The sequence below is a fragment of the Flavobacteriales bacterium genome (genome assembly GCA_030584065.1).
Lineage (GTDB): Bacteria > Bacteroidota > Bacteroidia > Flavobacteriales_F > PHOS-HE28 > PHOS-HE28.
In genome coordinates this window covers 1,902,470-1,924,116 of the sequence record CP129489.1, presented here as the reverse complement: position 1 = coordinate 1,924,116, position 21,647 = coordinate 1,902,470, and the positions used below count along the sequence as shown (strand labels likewise).

The following is a 21,647-nucleotide window of genomic DNA, read 5'->3' as shown; positions in this document are numbered from 1 at the left end:
CTATCTTAGCCGGCCTTTTCCGGACCATGACCGCCTACTTGCGCAGAGCCGGCCTTCTTCTGCCCCTGCTGTTCCTGCTGGATGCAGCCATGGCTCAAACGGTCGGCCATGACCGGTCGGTACGGATGTGGGCCGCTGTGCAGGCATCACCGCCCCGCATCACCCTCAACTGGCTGGGGCATGCCAACACCACGGGATTCACCGTTTTCCGGAAGCTGAAGGGCGGGACCTCCTGGGGTAGCGCCGTCGCCACCTTGGGTGCTGGGGCGCAACAATACGTGGATGACAACGTGGCGGTGAATACCAGCTACGAGTACAAAGTGGTGCGCACCACCAGCAATCTGGGCAATGGCTTCGGCTACATCAACGCAGGGATCGAACTGGCGATGGTGGAGAGCCGTGGCAAGCTCATCCTGCTGGTGGACAACACGTTCACGGCATCGCTGGCCGCCCAGCTCACCCAGCTCACGGAGGACTTCGAGGCCGACGGATGGCGGGTGATACGGCACGATGTGAGCCGGACGGCACCTGTCACTTCGGTGAAGGCCCTGGTGTCATCGGCCTACAGCGCTGACCCGGCCAATGTGAAGGCGGTCTTCATCGTCGGGCACGTACCCATCCCCATGAGCGGGAACCTGGCTCCCGATGGCCATGGTGAGCATTACGGCGCCTGGGTGGCCGATGCGTACTACGGGGAGATGAACGGGAACTGGACGGACAATAGCGTGAACAGCACGTCCGCAGCCTGGACACGGAACCACAATGTGCCCGGCGACGGCAAGTTCGACCAGAGCATCATCCCTACGGCCGTTGAACTGGCCGTGGGCCGGATCGACTTCTACGACCTGCCAGCGTTCAGTCAGACCGAGACCCAACTCACTGCGAGCTACCTGAACAAGCTCCATCAATGGAAGGTGAAGCAGATCACCGCGCAGGAGCGGGCCGTGGTGGACGACAACTTCACCGGCTATGGCGATGCCTTCTCGCAGAATGCGTGGCGGGGTTTCGCGCCGCTGGTGAACCCGAACAACGTGGCCGCCGGCGATTACTTCACAGCGCTCACCTCAGGCAGCTACCTCTGGAGCTATGGCTGCGGCGGCGGATGGTGGACCAACTCCAACGGCGTGGGCAACACCGCGCAGTTCGCCAGTACCAGCCCGCAGAGCATCTTCACCATTCTCTTCGGCAGCTATTTCGGAGACTGGGATTTCACCAACAACCTGATGCGGGCCTCGCTTGCCTCGGGCACGGCGCTCACCAATTTCTGGGCGGGATATCCCAATTGGTACTTCCACCACATGGGCATGGGCGAGACCATCGGCTACGCCACCACGCTCACCCAGAACAACGGCAACGGCCACTACGAGCCGGCGAACCCCCAGGCAGGCCGTGTGCACATTTCGCTCCTGGGCGATCCCAGCCTCCGCATGCATGTGGTGGCGCCGCCCAGCGCCGTGCAGGCCTCCTCGGCGAATGGCACCAGCACCACTGTTGCATGGACCGCCTCGCCGGAGCCCGGCCTTGCCGGCTACCATGTCTACCGCTTCAACACGGCCACGCAGCTGTGGGAGCGGCGGACGTCCGCTGCGGTTACCGGCACCTCGTTCACGGACAATACCACCGGGCTTGGCGGCACCGTGCGGTACATGGTACGGGCGCTCAAGCTGCAGGTGTCCCCGAGCGGCAGCTACTGGAACCTCAGCCTGGGCGCATCCGGACAGGTGAACCTCAATCAGACGGTCACGGACTGCACCGGTCAGCCGGGCGGCAGTGCCCTGCCCGGAACCCCGTGCAACGACGGCAATGCCTGCACGCTCAACGATGTCTGGAGCGCCACCTGCCAGTGCGCAGGGGTATTCAGCGGAGATACTGACGGCGATGGGGTGTGCAATGCGCAGGACGGCTGTCCCAGCGACCCCAACAAGACCGCCCCTGGCCAATGCGGATGCGGGAATCCTGAGCCAGGCGCGCTGTGCAACGACAACAACCCCTCCACCACCGGTGATGTGGTGGGGCCCAACTGCGTCTGTGCCGGCCAACTGGTGGATTGCCTCGGCACGCCAGGCGGTCCGGCATTGCCCGGTACCCCATGCGATGACGGCAACCCGGCAACGGGCGGTGATGCGTGGAGCGCTGCCTGCCAGTGCGTGGGCCAGCTGATCGATTGCCTGGGCGTGGCCGGTGGTCCGGCGCTGCCCGGAACGCCTTGCAACGATGGCGATCCGCTCACGGCGAACGATGCATGGAGCACGGATTGCCAGTGCGCTGGCCTACCGGTCGATTGCCAGGGGACGCTCAATGGGCCTGCTCTTCCGGGAGCGCCATGCGACGACGGGAATCCAGCCACCGGCAATGATGCCTGGAGCACCGAATGCCAATGCGCAGGCCTGCCGATCGACTGCAACGGTGTACCCGGAGGCACCGCCATGTTCGACCTCTGCGGGGTGTGCGGAGGCAGCAACGACTGCATCGACGTCAGCACGTGCTTCACGCTGGCGGGGCCCTCCAACCCGGATGGGGAGGAGGCCGGAAACGGCAACATCTACAACAACACCGGGGCGCTAGATCTGGTGTTCGACAGCGAGTCGAATCCGTGGCGCGGGCACCAGGTGACCGCCCTCCATTACGGCGATGTCGGCATCCCCGCTGGATCCACCATCGTCAATGCATACCTGCAGTTCACCTCGCGGGGCACCAGCGGCATCAATCCCTGCGCGCTGGAAGTGGCCTTCCAGGATGCTGATGATGCGGCGACCCTGGGATGGACACCATTCAACTTCAGCAGCCGTCCGCTCACCGCAGCCGTGCCTTGGGCCCCTCCGCTATGGCCTACCGCGAACCAGGCCGGTGCGGCCCAGCGCACACCGAACCTGGCCGGCATCCTGCAGGCGGTCATCGACCGGCAGGGATGGCAGCAGGGGAACAGCGTGGTAGCCATCGTCAGGGGCACCGGCCGGCGCTCGAGCTGGAGCTGGGACCAGGACCCCGCACGGTCGGCGCGGCTCTGCGTCGACTACGCCCTGCCACCCTTGGATTGCGAAGGCGTTGCCGGCGGTCCATCAGTGCCGGGTGCACCGTGCGACGATGGCAACCCCTTGACGGGGCTGGATACCTGGCAATCGGATTGCACCTGCGCCGGGCTGCCGCTGGATTGCGCCGGCGTGCCCGGTGGCTCCGCGCTTCCCGCGAGCCCCTGCGACGATGGGGATCCCGCTACCGGGGCGGACACCTGGCAAATTGATTGCACCTGCGCTGGGCTGCCGCTGGACTGCGCAGGAGAGGCCGGTGGCTCCGCTCTGCCCGGTACTCCTTGCGATGATGGCCTGGCGCTCACCATCGGCGATGCCTATGGCGTGGATTGCCTGTGCACAGGCCAGCCGTTGGATGCGGATTGCGAGGGCACGCCATTCGGCGCCGCGCTGCCCGGCACCCCTTGCGACGACGGGGATCCGCTCACCGGTGGGGACCTCTGGTCGAATCAATGCAGCTGCGTGGGGCTGCCGCTGGATTGCGCTGGCCTGCCCGGTGGCACCGCGCTGCCCGGCACCCCCTGCGACGACGGTGACCCGGCCACCGGAGGGGACACCTGGGACGCCGACTGCCTCTGCGCCGGGCTCCCGCTGGACTGTGCCGGCGTTCCGGGTGGGGCAGCGCTTCCAGGAAGCCCATGCGATGATGGCGATCCCTCGACCGGTGGTGATGCCTGGAACGAAGCCTGCATCTGCATGGGCGTGCCCTTGGATTGCGAGGGTGTTCCGAGTGGGCCGCAACTGCCCGGAACCCCGTGCGACGACGGCGATGCCGGCACCGGGGGGGATACCTGGACAGCGGACTGCCAATGCCAAGGCCAGGTGATCGATTGCCTCGGTATGGCCGGCGGCCCGGCGCTGCCCGGGTCACCCTGCGACGACGGCAACGCCGCAACCGGGAATGACCAGTGGACCATCGCGTGCGCATGCAGCGGCGACCTCATCGATTGTACAGGCGTGCCGGGCGGTTCCGCCCTGCCTGGAAGTCCCTGCGATGACGGCGACCCCCTGACCGGCGATGACCGCTGGACCGCTGATTGCGCGTGCGCCGGCCTCCTGATCGACTGCGCCGGCGTCCCCGGGGGGGCTTCCTTCGCAGGGACGCCCTGCGATGACGGCGATCCGGCCACAGCGAACGATGCGTGGACGGCGGATTGCGATTGTGCCGGCCTGCTTATCGACTGCACGGGTGTCCCGGGCGGCGCAGCGCTCCCTGGAACGCCCTGCGATGATGGGGACTTCTTCACAGGCGACGACCGGTGGCAGCAGGACTGCACATGCGCCGGCCTCGTCTACGACTGCGAGGGTGAGCCCGGCGGGCCCGCTCAGCCCGGCACCCCTTGCGATGACGGGGACCCGGTCTCGGTGAACGATGCCTGGACCGATGGGTGCGATTGCCTCGGTCAGTACCCCGACTGCCTGGGGGTGATCGCAGGCCCCAATCTGCCCGGCACCCCCTGCGATGATGGTGATCCGGCGACAGCGAACGATGCCTTCACGGCCGATTGTGAATGCCTGGGCCTGCTCATCGACTGCGAGGGCGAGCCTGGCGGAGCCGCTTTGCCGGGCACTCCATGTGATGATGGCAATCCGGCAACGGGCAATGACGCTTGGAACAGTCTGTGCCAATGCCTCGGGGAAGCATTCGATTGCACCGGTGCCGCCGGTGGCACAGCCTTGCCCGGCACCCCTTGTGATGACGGGAATCCGCAGACGGTCGATGACGCCTGGACCCTGGATTGCACCTGCCTGGGCCTGCCACTGGATTGCGCCGGAGTGCCGAACGGAACGGCGTTCATCGATGACTGCGGGGCCTGCGCAGGCGGAACCACCGGGGTGGAGCCGAATCCCGATGCCGATAGCGACCAGGTTGCGGATTGCCTGGACAATTGCCCGGGCCTGTCCAACCCCGACCAGGAGGATTTCGATTGGGACGGCATCGGGAACGTATGCGACAATTGTCCCTGGGTGGCGAATCCCGCGCAGGCGGATGCCAATGGGAATGGCGTGGGCGATGCCTGCGAGGACATCGGCATCGATGAGGTGGCGGCGGCACCGCAACTCGTCGTGCATCCGAATCCGACACGGGACATCCTCCACATCGGACGGGTCGCCTTCGCGCAGCGCATCCTGTTCTGGGATGCCGTGGGCCGCCGGGCGCTCGACCTCCGCTTCACGCCGCAGGTGGACCTGCAGGGGCTTGCCCCAGGCACCTATACCCTGGCCGTGCTCGATGCCAACGGCCAGGTCCTTGGCCGCGCACGCATCGTGAAGCACTGATCAACGGGTGGGCAGGGGGGCGCCCCTGCAAGCCCGGGCCGCTCCATGTAACCCGATACCGGCTTCCGGGGTAGAAAGCCTCGGTTCAGCCGCTCATCCATCGGGGAACGCTCGCGCTGCCTCGCGACGCTCCCGGCGAAAGCCGACGGTGATGCCCGGTTGGTCCATCCAACACCGCATCCCATGCTGCGCTACATCCTGTCCTTCACGTTCGTGCTGTCCGTTGCGCTCCTGCTCGGCCAGACGAGCTCTCAACGGGCGGCCGTCCAGCTTTCCGCCACGGTGCAGGCCGCTCCGGCGCGCATCACCCTGGCCTGGCCCACCATGGCCGGCACCACCAGCATCACCATCTACCGCAAGCTCAAGTCGGCCACGAGCTGGGGCAGCGCCATCGCCAACCCCGCAGCGAGCGACCTGAGCTGGCAGGATAACGCCGTTGCCGTGGGCACGGCTTACGAGTACCGGGTGGTGCGCGTGAGCAACGGGGTGACCGGGAACGGCTACATCTGCACCGGCATCGAGGTCCCGGCGGTGGACTACCGCGGCAAGATGGTGCTGCTCGTCGACAACACGCTCAGCACGCCCCTCTACACCGAGCTGCAGCAGCTCGAGCAGGACCTCCGCGCCGATGGCTGGGGGGTGCTGCGGAGCGATGTGGCGCCCACGGCCACCGTGTCGAGCGTGCGGAACACCATCATCGGCCACTACAACAGCGACCCCGCCAATGTGAGGGCCGTGTACATCGTCGGCCATGTACCGGTACCCTATTCGGGGAACCAGGCCCCCGATGGCCATGGCGAGCACAGCGGCGCCTGGCCCTGCGACGGCTACTACGGCGAGCTCAACGGCACCTGGACAGACAACACGGTGAACAGCGGCGGCATGCAGCGCCCGCAGAATACCAATGTCCCGGGCGACGGCAAGTTCGACCAGAACAACTTCCCCACGGCGGTTGAGCTGCAGGTGGGCCGTGTGGACCTCTCGGACATGCCTGCCTTCAGCGCCTCCTATGTGCAGCTGATGCGCAACTACCTCAACAAGGCGCATGACTTCAAGGTGAAGACATGGACGCCCCAGGTGCGGGGCATCATGTTCGACAATCTCCAGTGGGTGAGCAATCCCTTGGCGGCCTCGGGCTGGCGGAGCATCGCGCCGCTCGTTGGACCATCCAACATCACCACCGCGCAGCAGTCGGCTTGGCCGTTCTATACGCTGGTGAACAACAACAGCTACCTCTGGACCTACAGCAGCGGCGGTGGCGCGCAGGAGACCTACCAGGGTGTCATCACCTATCACGGCGCCGGCAATGTGGGTTCGGTCCATGATTATGCCGCCAGCAACATGAACGGCGTGTTCAACATGGCCTTCGGCAGCTACTTCGGCGACTGGGACAACAAGAACAACTTCCTGCGGGCCCCGCTCTGCAGCGGTCAGGCCCTCACCAATGTGTGGTCGGCCATCCCGGGCTGGTACTTCCACCACATGGGCCTGGGAGAGAACATCGGCTACAGCACATGGGTCACCATGAACAACACGAGCCTCTACACGCCGCTGACGGATGGCTGGCAAGGCTCGATTGGACGGGTCCACCTGGGCCTGATGGGCGATCCCTCGCTGCGGATGGCCATGGTCGCTCCTCCTCAGGACCTCATCGTCAGCAATAGCGCGGGAGCGGCGGCCTTCAGCTGGACAGCGAGCAGCGAGCCCGGGCTCGCGGGCTATCATGTATACGAGCTCGCTTCGGATGGGGGAGTCACGCGGTTGACGGGCTCACCGGTCACGGGCAACAGCTATGTCAACCCCGCCATTCCCTTCGTGAACGGGCGCCAGTACATGGTTCGGGCGGTCAAGCTGCAGGTGAGCACGAGCGGCAGCTACTACAACCTCTCGCTCGGCGCCATCGGCACCGCAGGAGGCGCTACGGCGAATGATTGCCTGGGCGTTCCCGGTGGTGCGGCCGTGCCGGGCACCGCCTGCAACGATGGCAACCCCTGCACCACCAACGATGCATGGAATGCGAGCTGCCAGTGCGTCGGTGTGAATGCCTCGGCGCCGGTGATCGCCTCCCTTGTGAGCAACAGCCCGGTGTGCACCGGCAGCAACCTGGCCTTCACGCTCTCCGTCACGGGTGCCGCTCCCCTTTCCTACAGCTGGACGGGCCCCAACGGCTTCACCTCCAGCCAGCAGAGCCCATCCATTGCAGCAGCTACGACGGCTGCAGCAGGAACCTACACGGTGACCGTGAGCAACGGTTGCGGCAGCGCCCAGCAGAGCATCAATGTGGCCGTGAACGCCCAGCAGTCCTCCACCATCAACTACGTGGGCTCTCCATTCTGCACCACGGTGGCGGGTGTGAGCGTCACGCGCACCGGGGCTTCCGGCGGATCCTACAGCGTGACCCCTGCAGGCCTTTCCATCAACACCTTCAATGGCAATATCGCGCCGGTCTCCAGCACACCAGGCAACTACACGGTGACCTACACGCTGGCCGCTTCGGGTGGATGCCCGGCATTCAGCACCACGGCGACGGTTGTCATCATGACATCGCCGTCGGCCACAATCTCTTACGGGGCTGCACCGGTCTGTTCAGCTGGCGGTCCGGTCAGTGTGGTGCGGACAGGAACGGCCGGTGGCGCGTACAGCGCCTCACCGACCGGGCTCTCCATCAACAGCAGCACCGGAGCAATTAACCCTTCGGGCAGCTCGCCCGGGAACTATACGGTGACCTATGCCATCGCGGCCAGCGGCGGCTGCTCCGCCTTCAGCACCACGGCGAATGTGACCATTGTGGCGGCCAGCACCTGGTACGCCGATGCGGATGGCGATGGCGCCGGTGATCCGGCTACGGCAACTCAGGCCTGCACGGCACCCAACGGCTACATCGCTGCTGGTGGGGACGGCTGCCCCAGCGACCCGCAGAAGACCTCCCCGGGCAGTTGCGGTTGCGGGAACCCTGAGCCGGGAACCGCGTGCAATGATGGCAATCCCGCAACCGGTAATGATGCGATCGGCGCCAGCTGCCAGTGCGTGGGCCAGCTGATCGACTGCCTCGGTGTGGCCGGCGGCACCGCGCTGCCCGGCACGGCCTGCAACGACAACAACGCCAACACCATCAACGACGTGTGGGGCGCGAACTGCACCTGTGCCGGAACGCCCGTGACCTTCGACTGCCTCGGCGTGGCGAACGGCACGGCCCTGCCCGGCACGGCCTGCAACGACGGCAACGCGAACACCGGCAACGATACGTGGAATGCCAGCTGCCAGTGCGTGGGCCAGCTGATCGACTGCCTCGGTGTGGCCGGCGGCACCGCGCTGCCCGGCACGGCCTGCAACGACAGCAACGCGAACACCATCAACGACGTGTGGGGCGCGAACTGCCAGTGCGCTGGTACCCCGGTGGTATTTGACTGCCTCGGCGTGGCGAACGGCACGGCCCTGCCCGGCACGGCCTGCAACGACGGCAACGCGAACACCGGCAACGATACGTGGAATGCCAGCTGCCAGTGCGTGGGCCAGCTGATCGACTGCCTCGGTGTGGCCGGCGGCACCGCGCTGCCCGGCACGGCTTGCAACGACAACAACGCGAACACCATCAACGATGTGTGGGGCGCGAACTGCACCTGTGCCGGAACGCCCGTGACCTTCGACTGCCTGGGTGTGGCCAATGGCACTGCGCTGCCCGGCACGCCCTGCAACGACGGCAACGCGAATACCGGCAACGATACCTGGAATGCCAGCTGCCAGTGCGTGGGCCAGCTGATCGACTGCCTCGGTGTGGCCGGTGGCACCGCGCTGCCCGGCACGGCCTGCAACGACAACAACGCGAACACCATCAACGACGTGTGGGGCGCGAACTGCCAGTGCGCTGGTACCCCGGTGGTATTTGACTGCCTCGGCGTGGCGAACGGCACGGCCCTGCCCGGCACGGCCTGCAACGACGGCAACGCGAACACCGGCAACGATACGTGGAATGCCAGCTGCCAGTGCGTGGGCCAGCTGATCGACTGCCTGGGCGTGGCCGGTGGAAACGCTCTGCCCGGCACGGCTTGCAACGACAACAACGCGAACACCATCAACGACGTGTGGGGTGCGAACTGCACCTGTGCCGGAACGCCCGTGACCTTCGACTGCCTCGGAGTGGCGAACGGCACTGCGCTGCCCGGCACGCCCTGCAACGACGGCAACGCGAACACCGGCAACGATACGTGGAATGCCAACTGCCAGTGCGTGGGTGAAGTGATCGACTGCCTTGGCGTGGCCGGCGGCACCGCGCTGCCCGGCACGGCTTGCAACGACAACAACGCGAACACCATCAACGATGTGTGGGGTGCGAACTGCACCTGTGCCGGAACGCCCGTGACCTTCGACTGCCTGGGTGTGGCCAATGGCACTGCGCTGCCCGGCACGCCCTGCAACGACGGCAACGCGAACACCGGCAACGATACGTGGAATGCCAGCTGCCAGTGCGTGGGTCAAATGATCGACTGCCTTGGCGTGGCCGGTGGAAGCGCTCTGCCCGGCACGGCCTGCAACGACAACAACGCAAACACCATCAACGACGTGTGGGGCGCGAACTGCCAGTGCGCTGGTACCCCGGTGGTATTTGACTGCCTCGGAGTGGCGAACGGCACGGCCCTGCCCGGCACGGCTTGCAACGACGGCAACGCGAACACCGGCAACGATACGTGGAATGCCAGCTGCCAGTGCGTGGGCCAGCTGATCGACTGCCTCGATGTGGCCGGCGGCACCGCGCTGCCCGGCACGGCCTGCAACGACAACAACGCCAACACCATCAACGACGTGTGGGGCGCGAACTGCACCTGTGCCGGAACGCCCGTGACCTTCGACTGCCTCGGCGTGGCGAACGGCACGGCCCTGCCCGGCACGGCCTGCAACGACGGCAACGCGAACACCGGCAACGATACGTGGAATGCCAGCTGCCAGTGCGTGGGCCAGCTGATCGACTGCCTCGGTGTGGCCGGCGGCACCGCTCTGCCTGGCACGGCCTGCAACGACAACAATGCGAACACCATCAACGATGTGTGGGGCGCGAACTGCCAGTGCGCTGGTACCCCGGTGGTATTTGACTGCCTCGGCGTGGCGAACGGCACGGCCCTGCCCGGTACGCCCTGCAACGACGGCAACGCGAACACCGGCAACGACACGTGGAATGCCAACTGCCAGTGCGTGGGCCAGCTGATCGACTGCCTCGATGTGGCCGGCGGCACCGCGCTGCCCGGCACGGCCTGCAACGACAACAACGCCAACACCATCAACGACGTGTGGGGTGCGAACTGCACCTGTGCCGGAACGCCCGTGACCTTCGACTGCCTGGGTGTGGCCAATGGCACTGCGCTGCCCGGCACGCCCTGCAACGACGGCAACGCGAATACCGGCAACGATACGTGGAATGCCAACTGCCAGTGCGTGGGCCAGCTGATCGACTGCCTCGGTGTGGCCGGTGGCACCGCGCTGCCCGGCACGGCCTGCAACGACAACAACGCGAACACCATCAACGACGTGTGGGGCGCGAACTGCACCTGTGCCGGAACGCCCGTGACCTTCGACTGCCTGGGTGTGGCCAATGGCACTGCGCTGCCCGGCACGCCCTGCAACGACGGCAACGCGAACACCGGCAACGATACGTGGAATGCCAACTGCCAGTGCGTGGGTGACGTGATCGACTGCCTTGGCGTGGCCGGTGGAAGCGCTCTGCCCGGCACGGCTTGCAACGACAACAACGCGAACACCATCAACGACGTGTGGGGTGCGAACTGCACCTGTGCCGGAACGCCCGTGACCTTCGACTGCCTCGGAGTGGCGAACGGCACGGCCCTGCCCGGTACGCCCTGCAACGACGGCAACGCGAACACCGGCAACGACACGTGGAATGCCAGCTGCCAGTGCCTGGGTCAAGTGATCGACTGCCTGGGCGTGGCCGGTGGAAACGCTCTGCCCGGCACGGCTTGCAACGACAACAACGCGAACACCATCAACGACGTGTGGGGTGCGAACTGCACCTGTGCCGGAACGCCCGTGACCTTCGACTGCCTCGGAGTGGCGAACGGCACGGCCATGCCCGGTACGCCCTGCAACGACGGCAACGCGAACACCGGCAACGACACGTGGAACGCCAACTGCCAGTGCGTGGGTCAAGTGATCGACTGCCTGGGCGTGGCCGGTGGAAGCGCTCTGCCCGGCACGGCTTGCAACGACAACAACGCGAACACCATCAACGACGTGTGGGGTGCGAACTGCACCTGTGCCGGAACGCCCGTGACCTTCGACTGCCTCGGAGTGGCGAACGGCACGGCCATGCCCGGTACGCCCTGCAACGACGGCAACGCGAACACCGGCAACGACACGTGGAACGCCAGCTGCCAGTGCGTGGGTCAAGTGATCGACTGCCTTGGCGTGGCCGGTGGAAGCGCTCTACCTGGCACGGCCTGCAACGACAACAATGCGAACACCATCAACGACGTGTGGGGTGCGAACTGCACCTGTGCCGGAACGCCCGTGACCTTCGACTGCCTCGGAGTGGCGAACGGCACGGCCCTGCCCGGTACGCCCTGCAACGACGGCAACGCGAACACCGGCAACGACACGTGGAATGCCAACTGCGAATGCACGGGTGTCCTCATCGATTGCACGGGCACCATCGGCGGCAGCGCCCTCCCTGGTACGCCCTGCAACGACGGGAACCCGAATACGGTGGACGACACCTGGAATGAGCAGTGCTTCTGCGTGGGCGTGTTGCAGGCTGTTGATTGCGCGGGTGTGGTCGGCGGCGGAGCCTTCCTGGATGCCTGCGGCACCTGTGCGGGCGGCACCACAGGCATCATCCCCAACCCGGATGGCGACGGCGATGGCCTGCTTGACTGCATGGACAACTGCGCCACCTCCTTCAACCCTGGCCAGGACGACTTCGATGGTGACGGCATCGGCGATGCCTGCGACAATTGCGTCTGGGTCTACAATCCTGACCAGGCCGATACGGATGTGAATGGGCAGGGCGATGCCTGCGATATCACCACGGGGTTGGAAGAGCCCGGTCAGCAGTCAGTCCTGGCCGTCATCCCGAATCCGGCCCGCGGCGGCCTGGTAAGGCTCGATATGGATGACAGGCATGTTCAGCGCTTGCGGATGCTGAGCGCCACGGGCAGCCTGGTCCTGGATATTCCCTGGCACCGGTTCCTGGATGTGGATGCCCTGGCGCCGGGCCTGTATACGATCGTTGCGCTGGATGCGGAAGGCAGACCGCTGGCGCACGCCCGGTTCGTCAATCAATGATGGACCTGTGTTGGATGGACGGGCCTCGGCGGATGCCGGGGCCTTTCCTTTTCACGCCCTCACCGCAGCAGGGTCACCGATCCGATGAGGTCCGCCTTATCCGGCGTGAATTGATCCTTGGCCTTCAGCGTCCACACGTACACCCCTGTCGGGAGTTCCTGCCCGCCGTTCAGGTAGCTGCCATCCCATCCCTGCGCAGGATCGGTTGTCCGGAAGACCAGCTGCCCCCATCGGTCGAAGACCATGAATTCATACCAGTCCTCCTGGACGCCGATGATGGAGGGGCGGAATACCTCGTTTATGTCATCCGCATTCGGGGTGAATGCATTGGGCACATGGATGGTGAGGTTGTCGTCCACCAGCACACGCAGGCATTCCGAGTTCGCGCACCCGAGCGTATCCGTTGCGGTCAGGCAGATCACGCGCTCACCCACCTCCGCGCTGAAGGTCCATTGAAAGGTCCCGCTGGTGTCCAGCACAAGGTCATCTATCGTCCAGCTGTAGAGGGCGAGTGAATCCGCGGCGTGGAATACGGTGACGGTTGGTGACTCGATGCTGACCCGCGGCGGCAAGGCATAGAAGGAGGCTTCAGGTCCCGCGGAGACGAGCACGGCCCCCTCCATGGTGGTGCTTCCAACGCATCCGTTCGCGTCGGTCACGGTGAGGGCGACATCGTAAGCGCCTGCACCCGTATAGGTGTGATAGGCCACGGCCGTGCTGTTCCCCGCCGCGCCATCCCCGAATGCCCAAGCCGCGCTCAGCAGGCTGCCGGCCGTGGTATTGGTGAATTCCGCTTGATGCGGTGCGCAACCAGCGCCCTCCGCCACCGAGAAGGAGGGCAAGGGCAGCGGGTGAACGGTGACGGCCACGGTGGCCTGATCGAAGGCCCCCGCGCAGGCCCCGGTACCGTAAAGGAGGTAGGTGTAGGTGCCAGGGATGTCAGAACCCGGCGAGAAGGTGCCGCTGGCGGTGCCTGCGGGGCCTGCCCATGTGCCGCCCGCCTGCGCGCCGCTCAACAGGCCCAGCAGATTGGTCGATGGTCCATCGGCGCAGATGTTCAGGATGCCGTCCACGCCCGCTTGCGGCAGCTGGTCAACGGTCAGCTGGATGACCGCCTGAGCGGAAGGGCAGGGCGCGGTGCCGGGCACGGTGTAAGTGTAAGCCCCGGCTGCAGCGGTAGGCGGATCGATCGGCACGGCCACAGGTCCGTCAGGCCCTGTCCACGAGCCGCCGGCCTCCGGTGATCCCCCAAGCCAGCTGAAGGGGTCCACCGGCGGTTCGTCCGCGCAAAGGGTTACGCTTCCCCCCGTGCCGGCGGATGGCGCCGGGGTTACGGCAACATCCACGGTGCTCGATGCGGCGGGGCAGGGGGCGATGCCCTGTACCGAATAGGTATAGATACCTGGCTGGTCAGCAGCAGCAGCGAACGTGGGGCCATGCGGACTGCCATCCGGGGCTGACCATGCGCCTCCGGCCGCAGGCGAGCCTCCAAGTGCGTTGAATAGGCTGGCAGGGGCTCCAGCGCTGCTGCACACCGTCAGCGAGCCATCCAGTCCGCTGCTTACCGCTTGAGCGATGGTCACGGTCACGGCCGCCGTAGCCGCTGGGCACGGTCCGTTCGACGGAAGGGTATAGGAATACACGCCGCTGGCTTCAATCGCCGGGTCCAGCGTTCCGGCCACGCCCCATCCACCAGGGCCCGTCCAAGTCCCCCCGGCCTGCGGTGCGCCGCCGAGGTAGTCGATCAGCGCGATTGCCGCATCGCTGCTGCATATCGAGAGGACGCCATCGGTTCCCGGGTCGCTTGCGGGAGTGGTGGTAATGCTCACCGTGGCGCTGGCTGCTGGACAGGGTGCCGCTGCTGGAATCGTATAGGTGTAGGTTCCGTCAACTGATGACCCGGGCGAGAAGCTTCCGCTGGTGGGGGCGCCGACCGGGTCGGTCCATGTGCCACCGGGTTGCGCCCCGGCACCCAGTGCGGCCAGCAGATCGACGGCAGCATCCTCGCTGCATACCGCCACGGTGCCGTCAATACCGGCATAGGGCTCGGGGTTCACGGTGATCGTAAGGATGGCTTGAGCAGTGGTGCAGGGCGGTGAAGCGGAGAGGGTATAGATGTAGACGCCAGGGGTGGAGGATCCCGGCGAGAACGTTCCGCTCACTGCCGCACCGCCGGGCCCCGTCCAATCACCGCCGGCATCCGGTGCACCGGCCAGCGCGGAAAGGAGGTCCAACGGTGCCGAGGCTTCGCACAAGGTGACGGAAGCATCCGATCCGGCATCCGGCTGATCGCTTACCGTCAGGCTCAAGGTCGCCACAGCGTTCGGACAGGGTACCGCACCCGTCGCCGTGTATTGGTAATCCCCGTCCACGAGCGCTGAAGGAAGCGCCGAGCCGCCGATCGCAGCACCGGTTGGGTCGGTCCATTGCCCCGAGGCGTCGGGGCTACCTCCCAGAAGGCCGAGCAGGTCGGTGAGCCCTGCTGTTTCGCAGAGCACCGCCGTCGCATCGGAACCAGCGTTGGGCAAGGCATTCACCGTTACCGCCACCGTCGCTGAGCTCGTGGGGCAAGGGGGTGTTCCGGGCACGGCATAGGTGTAGGCGCCAGCCGCATCGATGCCCGGGGAGAAGAGCCCGGTGACCGTTGTGCCGCTCGGCGAGGTCCAGGCACCACCGGGGTCGGGGCTTCCACCCAAGGCGGTGACGAGGTCCACCGGCGCATCGCTGGAGCAGAGGGTGAGGGCCCCATCCGACCCAGCGCTCGGCGAAGGATTCACGGTGACCGTAACGCTGGCGCTCGCATTCGGGCATGGGGCGGTGCCGTTCACCGTGTAGGTGTACACGCCAGATGCATCTGTGGCAGGGCTGAAGAGACCGGCGAAGGCACCGGCGGGGCCGGACCAGCTCCCACCCGGTGCGGGAGTGCCTCCAAGGGCGCTGGTCAATCCGAAGGGGGCATCGCCAGCACACACGGTGGTGGTCGCATCGGCTCCTGCATCGGGCTGCTGCGCGATGGTCACCGTCACCGTCGCGGAAGCAGAGCAAACCGGTGCTGCGCTGGTCACGGTGTAGACATAGGCCCCGCTTGCATCAACGGACGGATCGAGCGAGCCGCTGTGCGCTGCGCCCGAAGGTCCGGTCCATGCGCCACCGGCTTGCGGCGAGCCGCCGAGGGCGCTGAAGAGCGATTGCGCCGCCCCGCTGCTGCATGCCGAAAGGCTGCCGTTGGAGCCTGCGTTGGCCGGGCACGCCTGGATGACCGCGGGCGAGGAGGGCACCACGGCATCCCCGCCGCAGCCGGCGCCGCTCCAGCCGCCGGTCTCGCTGTCGCCGAAGGTGTTGAAGGTGACGCCGAGGCCCAGGCCATTCAAGCACGCTGGGCCGCTCAGCACACTGATCGTCCAGCAGAACTGCCAGTTCACGGCGCCCACGCAGAAATCGCCGAAGTTGTTCCCCGGGTTGCCATCGGCCGGGACGGAATAGTTGTAGAAGAACCCCGGGCCCTGCGGTCCGATGTTCGTGCCCGCCGTGCCTTGCACGCTGGGGTACCAGGCCCAGGTGCCGGTGCCGGAGCATGAGGCCGGCGGAGGTCCGGGAGTGAGCGTGCTCAGGTCCCAGCCCGGGCCGAAGCTGGCCGCGATGCCGTGGAACCAATTGGCGTTGGTGGAATTCCAGTTGGTGACGGTGAAGCAGAAGGTGACCGTCTCTCCGCAACCATAGGTGCCGTTCACCGGTGGCGGCGATTGCGTGAAATTGTAGGCGACCAGGCAGGGCTGTGCATGGCCTGCAATGCCGATGGCGAGCGCTGCAATGCAGAGGAGCGATCGGAAGGAGGGCACGCGGGAAGGGGCTAGGTGTTCCAAGTATAACGACCGCCGCCCAACCCGCAAGGTTGCCTGTCCTCAAGTTGCCAGCACAGGCATCAACCGGAGGAGGTCATCCGGGATGCGCTTCCGATGGCCGATGGCTTCAGCGAAGGGGGTGAGCACGATCTGCCCGCAGACCTCGCCGACCATGGCATCGCGCGCGCCCTGGAGCAGCTGGTCCACGGCAGCGACGCCCATCCGGCTGGCCATCACACGGTCGACCACGGTGGGCGAGCCGCCACGTTGCAGGTGGCCCAGCACCGTCACGCGCATGTCATACTGCGGATGGATGAGCTTCACTTTCCGCGCAACCTCGGCGGCGCCGCCCTCCTCATCGCCTTCGGCCACCACCACGATGCTGGATGATTTGCTCTGCTCGGCACGGGCCAATGCGGCCGCCAGTTCCTCGATGCGTTGCGGCACTTCTGGGAGCATCACGTACTCCGCTCCGGCGGCGATTGCGCTGGCCAGCGCAATGAATCCTGTATCCCGTCCCATGACCTCCACGAAGAAGAGCCTGTCGTGGGACGCCGCCGTATCGCGCAGCTTGTCGATGGCCTCCACCGCGGTGTTCACGGCGGTATCGAAACCGATGGTGCGGTCCGTTCCGGCCAGGTCGTTGTCGATGGTGCCAGGCAAGCCGATGATGCGGATCTCATGCTCCTGGAACAGCGCGCGGGCTCCTGCGAAGGTGCCGTCCCCGCCGATCGCCACGAGGGCATCGATGCCGTGCCGCTGGAGCGTGGCGGTCGCTTGGCTGCGGCCCTCGAGCGTCCGGAACCCATCGCTCCGCGCCGACCGCAGGATGGTGCCTCCGCGCTGGATGATGTTGCTCACATCACGCGGCCCGAGCGGTCGCACCTCATCGCGGATCATCCCATCGTAGCCGCCCATGATGCCCGAGCACCGCAGCCCATGATAGGCCGCGCTGCGCACCACGGCGCGTATCGCGGCATTCATCCCTGGGCTGTCTCCGCCCGAGGTGAAGACGCCGATGTGCCCGATGCCCGGGCCTGCGCTCATTGGGCGATCACCGTGCCCACCCAGCGGGGCTGGCCGTTGAGCCCCTCGGCAAGCAGCACCCGGTAGGTGCCCCCCGGCAGGTTGCCGCGCTCGATCCACGCCGTGGGGCCGAAGACCAGAGGATGCCGAGCAGCCTCACGGCCTGCCGCATCGATCAGGACCACTTGCGCACCCTGGCTGGTCCGGCCGAGGTCCAGGTTGAAGCCATCGGTGAAGACGGTGGGATAGGGCTTGGCCATCGCGCCTGCCGCCGGCTGTTCGATTCCGGTGGTGGTGCCAGGGTGGCTGTAAAGGTTGAAGATGCAGCCCAGGTACAGCGTGTTGCCGCTGGCGTGGAAGGTGTTCTGGGAGATGACATCGGGGCCGTTGAGTCCGGTCTCGTAGACGCTGAAGGTCGCACCATTGTCGGTGGAGCGAAGCACATTGTTGTCCGGCGCCCCGGTGAGCGCCCAATACTTCCCATCGTAGAGAATGAGCTCCCCTGCCTGCGGCGCCGCTGGTGCCCCGCTGGAACCGATCCAGGTGGAGCCGCCATTGTTGCTGTAGCGGAAGCCGAGCCCCGAGATCACCATGAGGCGCGCAGGGGTGCCCTGCACGGCGTAGCACGTGAAGTTGGCCGAGGCGATCGGGCTCCACGTCACCGCCAGGTTGCTGGAGGAGGAAAGGCCGGTGCTCGTGGCCGCATAGAGCAGGCTTCCCACCTGCGCCACTTGGTAGACCGTCATGTTCAGGGCCAGGCCATTGTTGCCGCTGAACCAGAAGTCGCCATTGTCGGTGGTGCGGTAGATGCCGCCGCCGCCGCCGATGGTGGCGCTGTACACCGCAAGGGTGGTGGACCCGGCACGGATGAACTTCTTCGCGTAGTTCGAGGAACTCGCGGTCGGCAGGCTGGTATTCGCAAGGCTCCAGGAAGCGCCGCCATTGGTGCTGCGGTAGATGCCCGATTCCGTTCCGCAAAGCAGGACGGTGCCGTTGTAGAATACCGAGTGGATCTGCGTGAGGGTGGTGGGCAGCCCCGTGTTCGCCGGGTTCCAGGATGCGCCGTTATCCGTGCTCATGATCACCCCGTTGGGGTAGCTAACCATGTAGATGGCACCGGGTGAGGTGGTGATGCTCTGAACGGCGGTGTAGCCGGGGTGGTTGATCTGCGTCCACTGCGCAATGGCGCTGTTCACGAAGATGATGGCCGCTGCGGCAGCCGAGAGGAGAAGTCGATTCATGGAGAGGGGGGTGGGGCTGCGAAAATAGGTCTGGAACGTATCTGGGGCACTGTAACTTTGCACAATGCTCAGGTTGCTGCTCGAAAGGGGTACGGCCGCTCTCATGGCGTTGCTCATGGGGGTCCTGCTCGTCGGGCCTGTGATTCCGCACCATTGCGACGAGCACGCCGAGGCTGTGCCCGTCGAGGGGGCCTCCGGTGCGGCAATCGTGCACGGTGACTGCAGCATCTGCGATCTCGTCCTGCCGGGCTTCCTGGCTGCTCCAGCCATTGGGATGGCCGAGCCTGAGCAGCCCATGGAAGGGCGATGGGCTCCCTGCGCACAGCAGGTCCTGCCGGCCCCCGGATTCGACCACAAGGGAAGAGGTCCGCCGCAAGCGTGACCCGCTGCTGACGCAGTGATGCGCTGAGGCGCACCATTCCGCATGCTGCTGCATGCATTCCCGCCTTTCAGGTCGAATCCAAACCATGTCGTTGCATCGGCTCTTGTCCCTTTTCCTCGTCCTGACGTTCGTCGCCACCCAAGGGGTGACGGCGCAACCGGCGGATTCGTGCGCAATCGTGCTCTCCGGCGTCGTCCTGGACGAGCATGACCGGCAGCCTCTTTCCTATTCCGAGGTATTCATCCCTGCCTTGGGCAAGGGCAGCGTGGCCGACGCGATGGGCCGGTACCGGATCGAAGGCCTCTGCGCCGGCACCTACCTGGTGAAGGTCGCGCACCTCGGATGCGAGCCGGTGATGCGCCAGATGACCCTGAGCCGGTCCATCACCGCTGACTTCATGCTGGAGCATCACGCGGAGGAGCTGCGCGAACTGGAGGTGGTCCAGAAGCGGCCTGACGAGAATGTGGGCCATGCGCGGCAAGGGCTCGATCGGCGCGCCATGGATGAACGTGCAGGCGGTGCGCTGGCCGATATGATCACCGTGGTGCCCGGCGTGGCCATCCAGTCCAGTGGGCCCACCATCGCCAAGCCCATGGTGCACGGGCTCAGCGGCAACCGGGTGCTAACGCTCAACCAAGGGGTCCGCCAGGAGGACCAGCAGTGGGGAACGGAGCATGCGCCCAGCCTTGATCCGCTGAGCAGCGACCGGATCACCGTGGTGAAGGGCGCTGCCAGCGTGCAGTACGGCAGTGATGCCATCGGAGGGGTGGTGGTCACCGAGCCGGTGGAGCTCCCGCGCGAAGCGGGGATCGGCGGCGAGCTGCGCAGCCTTGGCGTGCTCAACGGACGCGGCGGCGGAGCGAGCGGCGTGCTGCAGGGCGGCGTGAAGGGCTTGCGCGGCCTGGGCTGGCGCGTGCAGGGAAGCGGGCGCATGCTGGGCGACAGCGAATCGGCCCGCTACACCCTGAGCAACACCGGACTCCGTGAGGCGGGCGCCTCGGCCGCAATCGGCTACCGCGACCACCGCTGGAGCGCGCAGCTCTACTACAGCTGGTTCGGCCGGGAGCTCGGCATACTGCGAGCGGCTCACATCGGCAACCTCACCGACCTGGCCAACGCCATCGCATCAGGGCGTCCTTGGTACATCGCCGACCCCACTTATGCCATCGAAGCCCCGCGGCAGGTGGTGCAGCACCATCTTCTCAAGGCCGAGGCCACCATGGCCGTGAGCGACCGCAGCCGCCTGGCGCTCACCTATGCCTACCAGGCCAACGATCGGCAGGAGTACGATATCCGGCGCAGCGGCCGCAGCGCCTTGCCCTCGCTCGACCTCTATCTGGCTACGCACACCGCCGAGGCCGTCCTCAAGCACTGGATCGGGCCCCGGTTGCACGGCAAGGTTGGTGTGAATGCCCTGCTTCAGGACAACGCGAATATCCCGGGCACCGGCGTGCGCCCGCTTCTGCCCGACTACCGGAAGGAGAGCACGGGCTTCTTCATCCTGGAGCACCTGCCGGTAGGCGACCGCTTCGAATTGGAGGCCGGTGCGCGCATCGAGACCACGCGGTTGGCCGTGGCCCGATTTGCCGCCGATGGCCGGCTCGAGCAACCGGAGCACGCCTTCCTCAACCATGCGCTGAGCATCGGTGCCAACTGGAGCCCCGCCGACAGAGTCGGTCTCCGCTTCAACCTCAGTTCCGCCTTCCGCCCGCCGCATGTGAGCGAGCTCTACAGCGAAGGGCTCCACCATGGCGCCGCCGCCATCGAGCTGGGCGACCCCGCGCTGGGCAGCGAGCGCGCTCTGAAGGGCGTGCTCGATGCCCAGGCCTCCGCTGGTCGCGTGCGGATCGATGCCACCCTCCACGCCGCGCTGATCGACGACTTCATCTACCTGCGCCCTGACGGCACGCGCCTCACCATCCGCGGTGCCTTCCCCGTGTTTCGCTACGTGGCCACCGACGCCTGGGTCACCGGTGCCGACCTTGCCGTGCGCGTGCGCCTCGCTCGCGGCCTCGCCTGGCATCTGCGCGGCTCCACGGTGCGCGGACGCGACCTCGGCCGCGATGAATGGCTCTTCCAGATGCCCTCCGACCGGGTGGAGCAAGAGCTGCGCCTGAACCGGCCCCGCGGCGCCTGGACCGAGCTGGCCGCAGGTGCCATCAGCGGCATCGTAGGCCGCCAGCAGCGCATCCCCGAAGCCCTCGATTTCGCCGCTCCGCCAGGAGGCTACCACCTGCTGGGCTTCACGGCCTCCGCCGCGCGCCCCTGGGGCACCGGCGAGATCCGCTTCGGCCTGCGTGCCGCCAATGCGCTCAATATGGCCTACCGCGACTACCTCGACCGCTTCAGGTACTACGCCGATGCCCGCGGGCTGGATGTGAGCCTGTGGATCACATACCGCTTCGGCCGCGTGGCCCGACCATGAACCCAAAGTGCCTATGCATCGCCTCACACTGCGCGCCGCGCCGTCCATCACCGATGCCGGTGCAAGCGAATGCCCTTCAGCCGGCCGCACCGCCTGCATCGCCGGCCCGCGCGCCACCGCGCAGCGGGCACG

The 21,647-nt window shown here is 66.5% G+C and carries 6 protein-coding genes; 3 read left to right on the top strand and 3 right to left on the bottom strand.

Translation table 11 applies throughout. From position 1 onward, the window contains the following. Positions 1 to 26 precede the first annotated feature (26 nt). Positions 27 to 5,309: a thrombospondin type 3 repeat-containing protein gene (locus QY325_08305; GenBank protein WKZ67916.1), complete on the top strand. Its 5,283-nt coding sequence runs from the start codon at positions 27 to 29 to the stop codon at positions 5,307 to 5,309. 183 nt (positions 5,310 to 5,492) lie between these two features. Then, positions 5,493 to 12,599 carry an Ig domain-containing protein gene (locus QY325_08300; GenBank protein ID WKZ67915.1) on the top strand — a complete coding sequence of 2,369 codons (7,107 nt, stop codon included), beginning with the start codon at positions 5,493 to 5,495 and terminating at the stop codon, positions 12,597 to 12,599. Positions 12,600 to 12,658: 59 nt separating this feature from the next. Here the strand turns inward: QY325_08300 and QY325_08295 are convergent, their stop codons facing one another. From QY325_08295 to QY325_08285, 3 genes are all read right to left on the bottom strand, one after another. Next, positions 12,659 to 16,438 (bottom strand): gliding motility-associated C-terminal domain-containing protein, encoded by a 3,780-nt coding sequence (locus QY325_08295; GenBank protein WKZ67914.1) that lies wholly within the window; start codon positions 16,436 to 16,438, stop codon positions 12,659 to 12,661. Between the two features lie 63 nt (positions 16,439 to 16,501). Beyond that, positions 16,502 to 17,488 carry a 6-phosphofructokinase gene (gene pfkA, locus QY325_08290; GenBank protein ID WKZ67913.1) on the bottom strand — a complete coding sequence of 329 codons (987 nt, stop codon included), beginning with the start codon at positions 17,486 to 17,488 and terminating at the stop codon, positions 16,502 to 16,504. Beyond that, complete coding sequence (locus QY325_08285) at positions 17,485 to 18,708, bottom strand: hypothetical protein (protein ID WKZ67912.1); 1,224 nt, start codon at positions 18,706 to 18,708, stop codon at positions 17,485 to 17,487. Before QY325_08285 ends, pfkA begins: the two co-directional genes overlap by 4 nt. A 485-nt stretch (positions 18,709 to 19,193) precedes the next feature. Here QY325_08285 and QY325_08280 point away from each other — a divergent pair, with 485 nt between their 5' ends. Then, complete coding sequence (locus QY325_08280; protein WKZ67911.1) at positions 19,194 to 21,515, top strand: TonB-dependent receptor; 2,322 nt, start codon at positions 19,194 to 19,196, stop codon at positions 21,513 to 21,515. The last annotated feature ends 132 nt before the right edge of the window (positions 21,516 to 21,647 follow it).

What these genes read in the sequence shown, in the direction of transcription:
- QY325_08305 (WKZ67916.1), top strand. Translation starts at nt 27, where the DNA reads ATGACCGCCTACTTGCGCAGAGCCGGCCTTCTTCTGCCCCTGCTGTTC.
- QY325_08300 (WKZ67915.1), top strand. Translation starts at nt 5,493, where the DNA reads ATGCTGCGCTACATCCTGTCCTTCACGTTCGTGCTGTCCGTTGCGCTC.
- QY325_08285 (WKZ67912.1), bottom strand. Translation starts at nt 18,708, where the DNA reads ATGAATCGACTTCTCCTCTCGGCTGCCGCAGCGGCCATCATCTTCGTG.
- pfkA (WKZ67913.1), bottom strand. Translation starts at nt 17,488, where the DNA reads ATGAGCGCAGGCCCGGGCATCGGGCACATCGGCGTCTTCACCTCGGGC.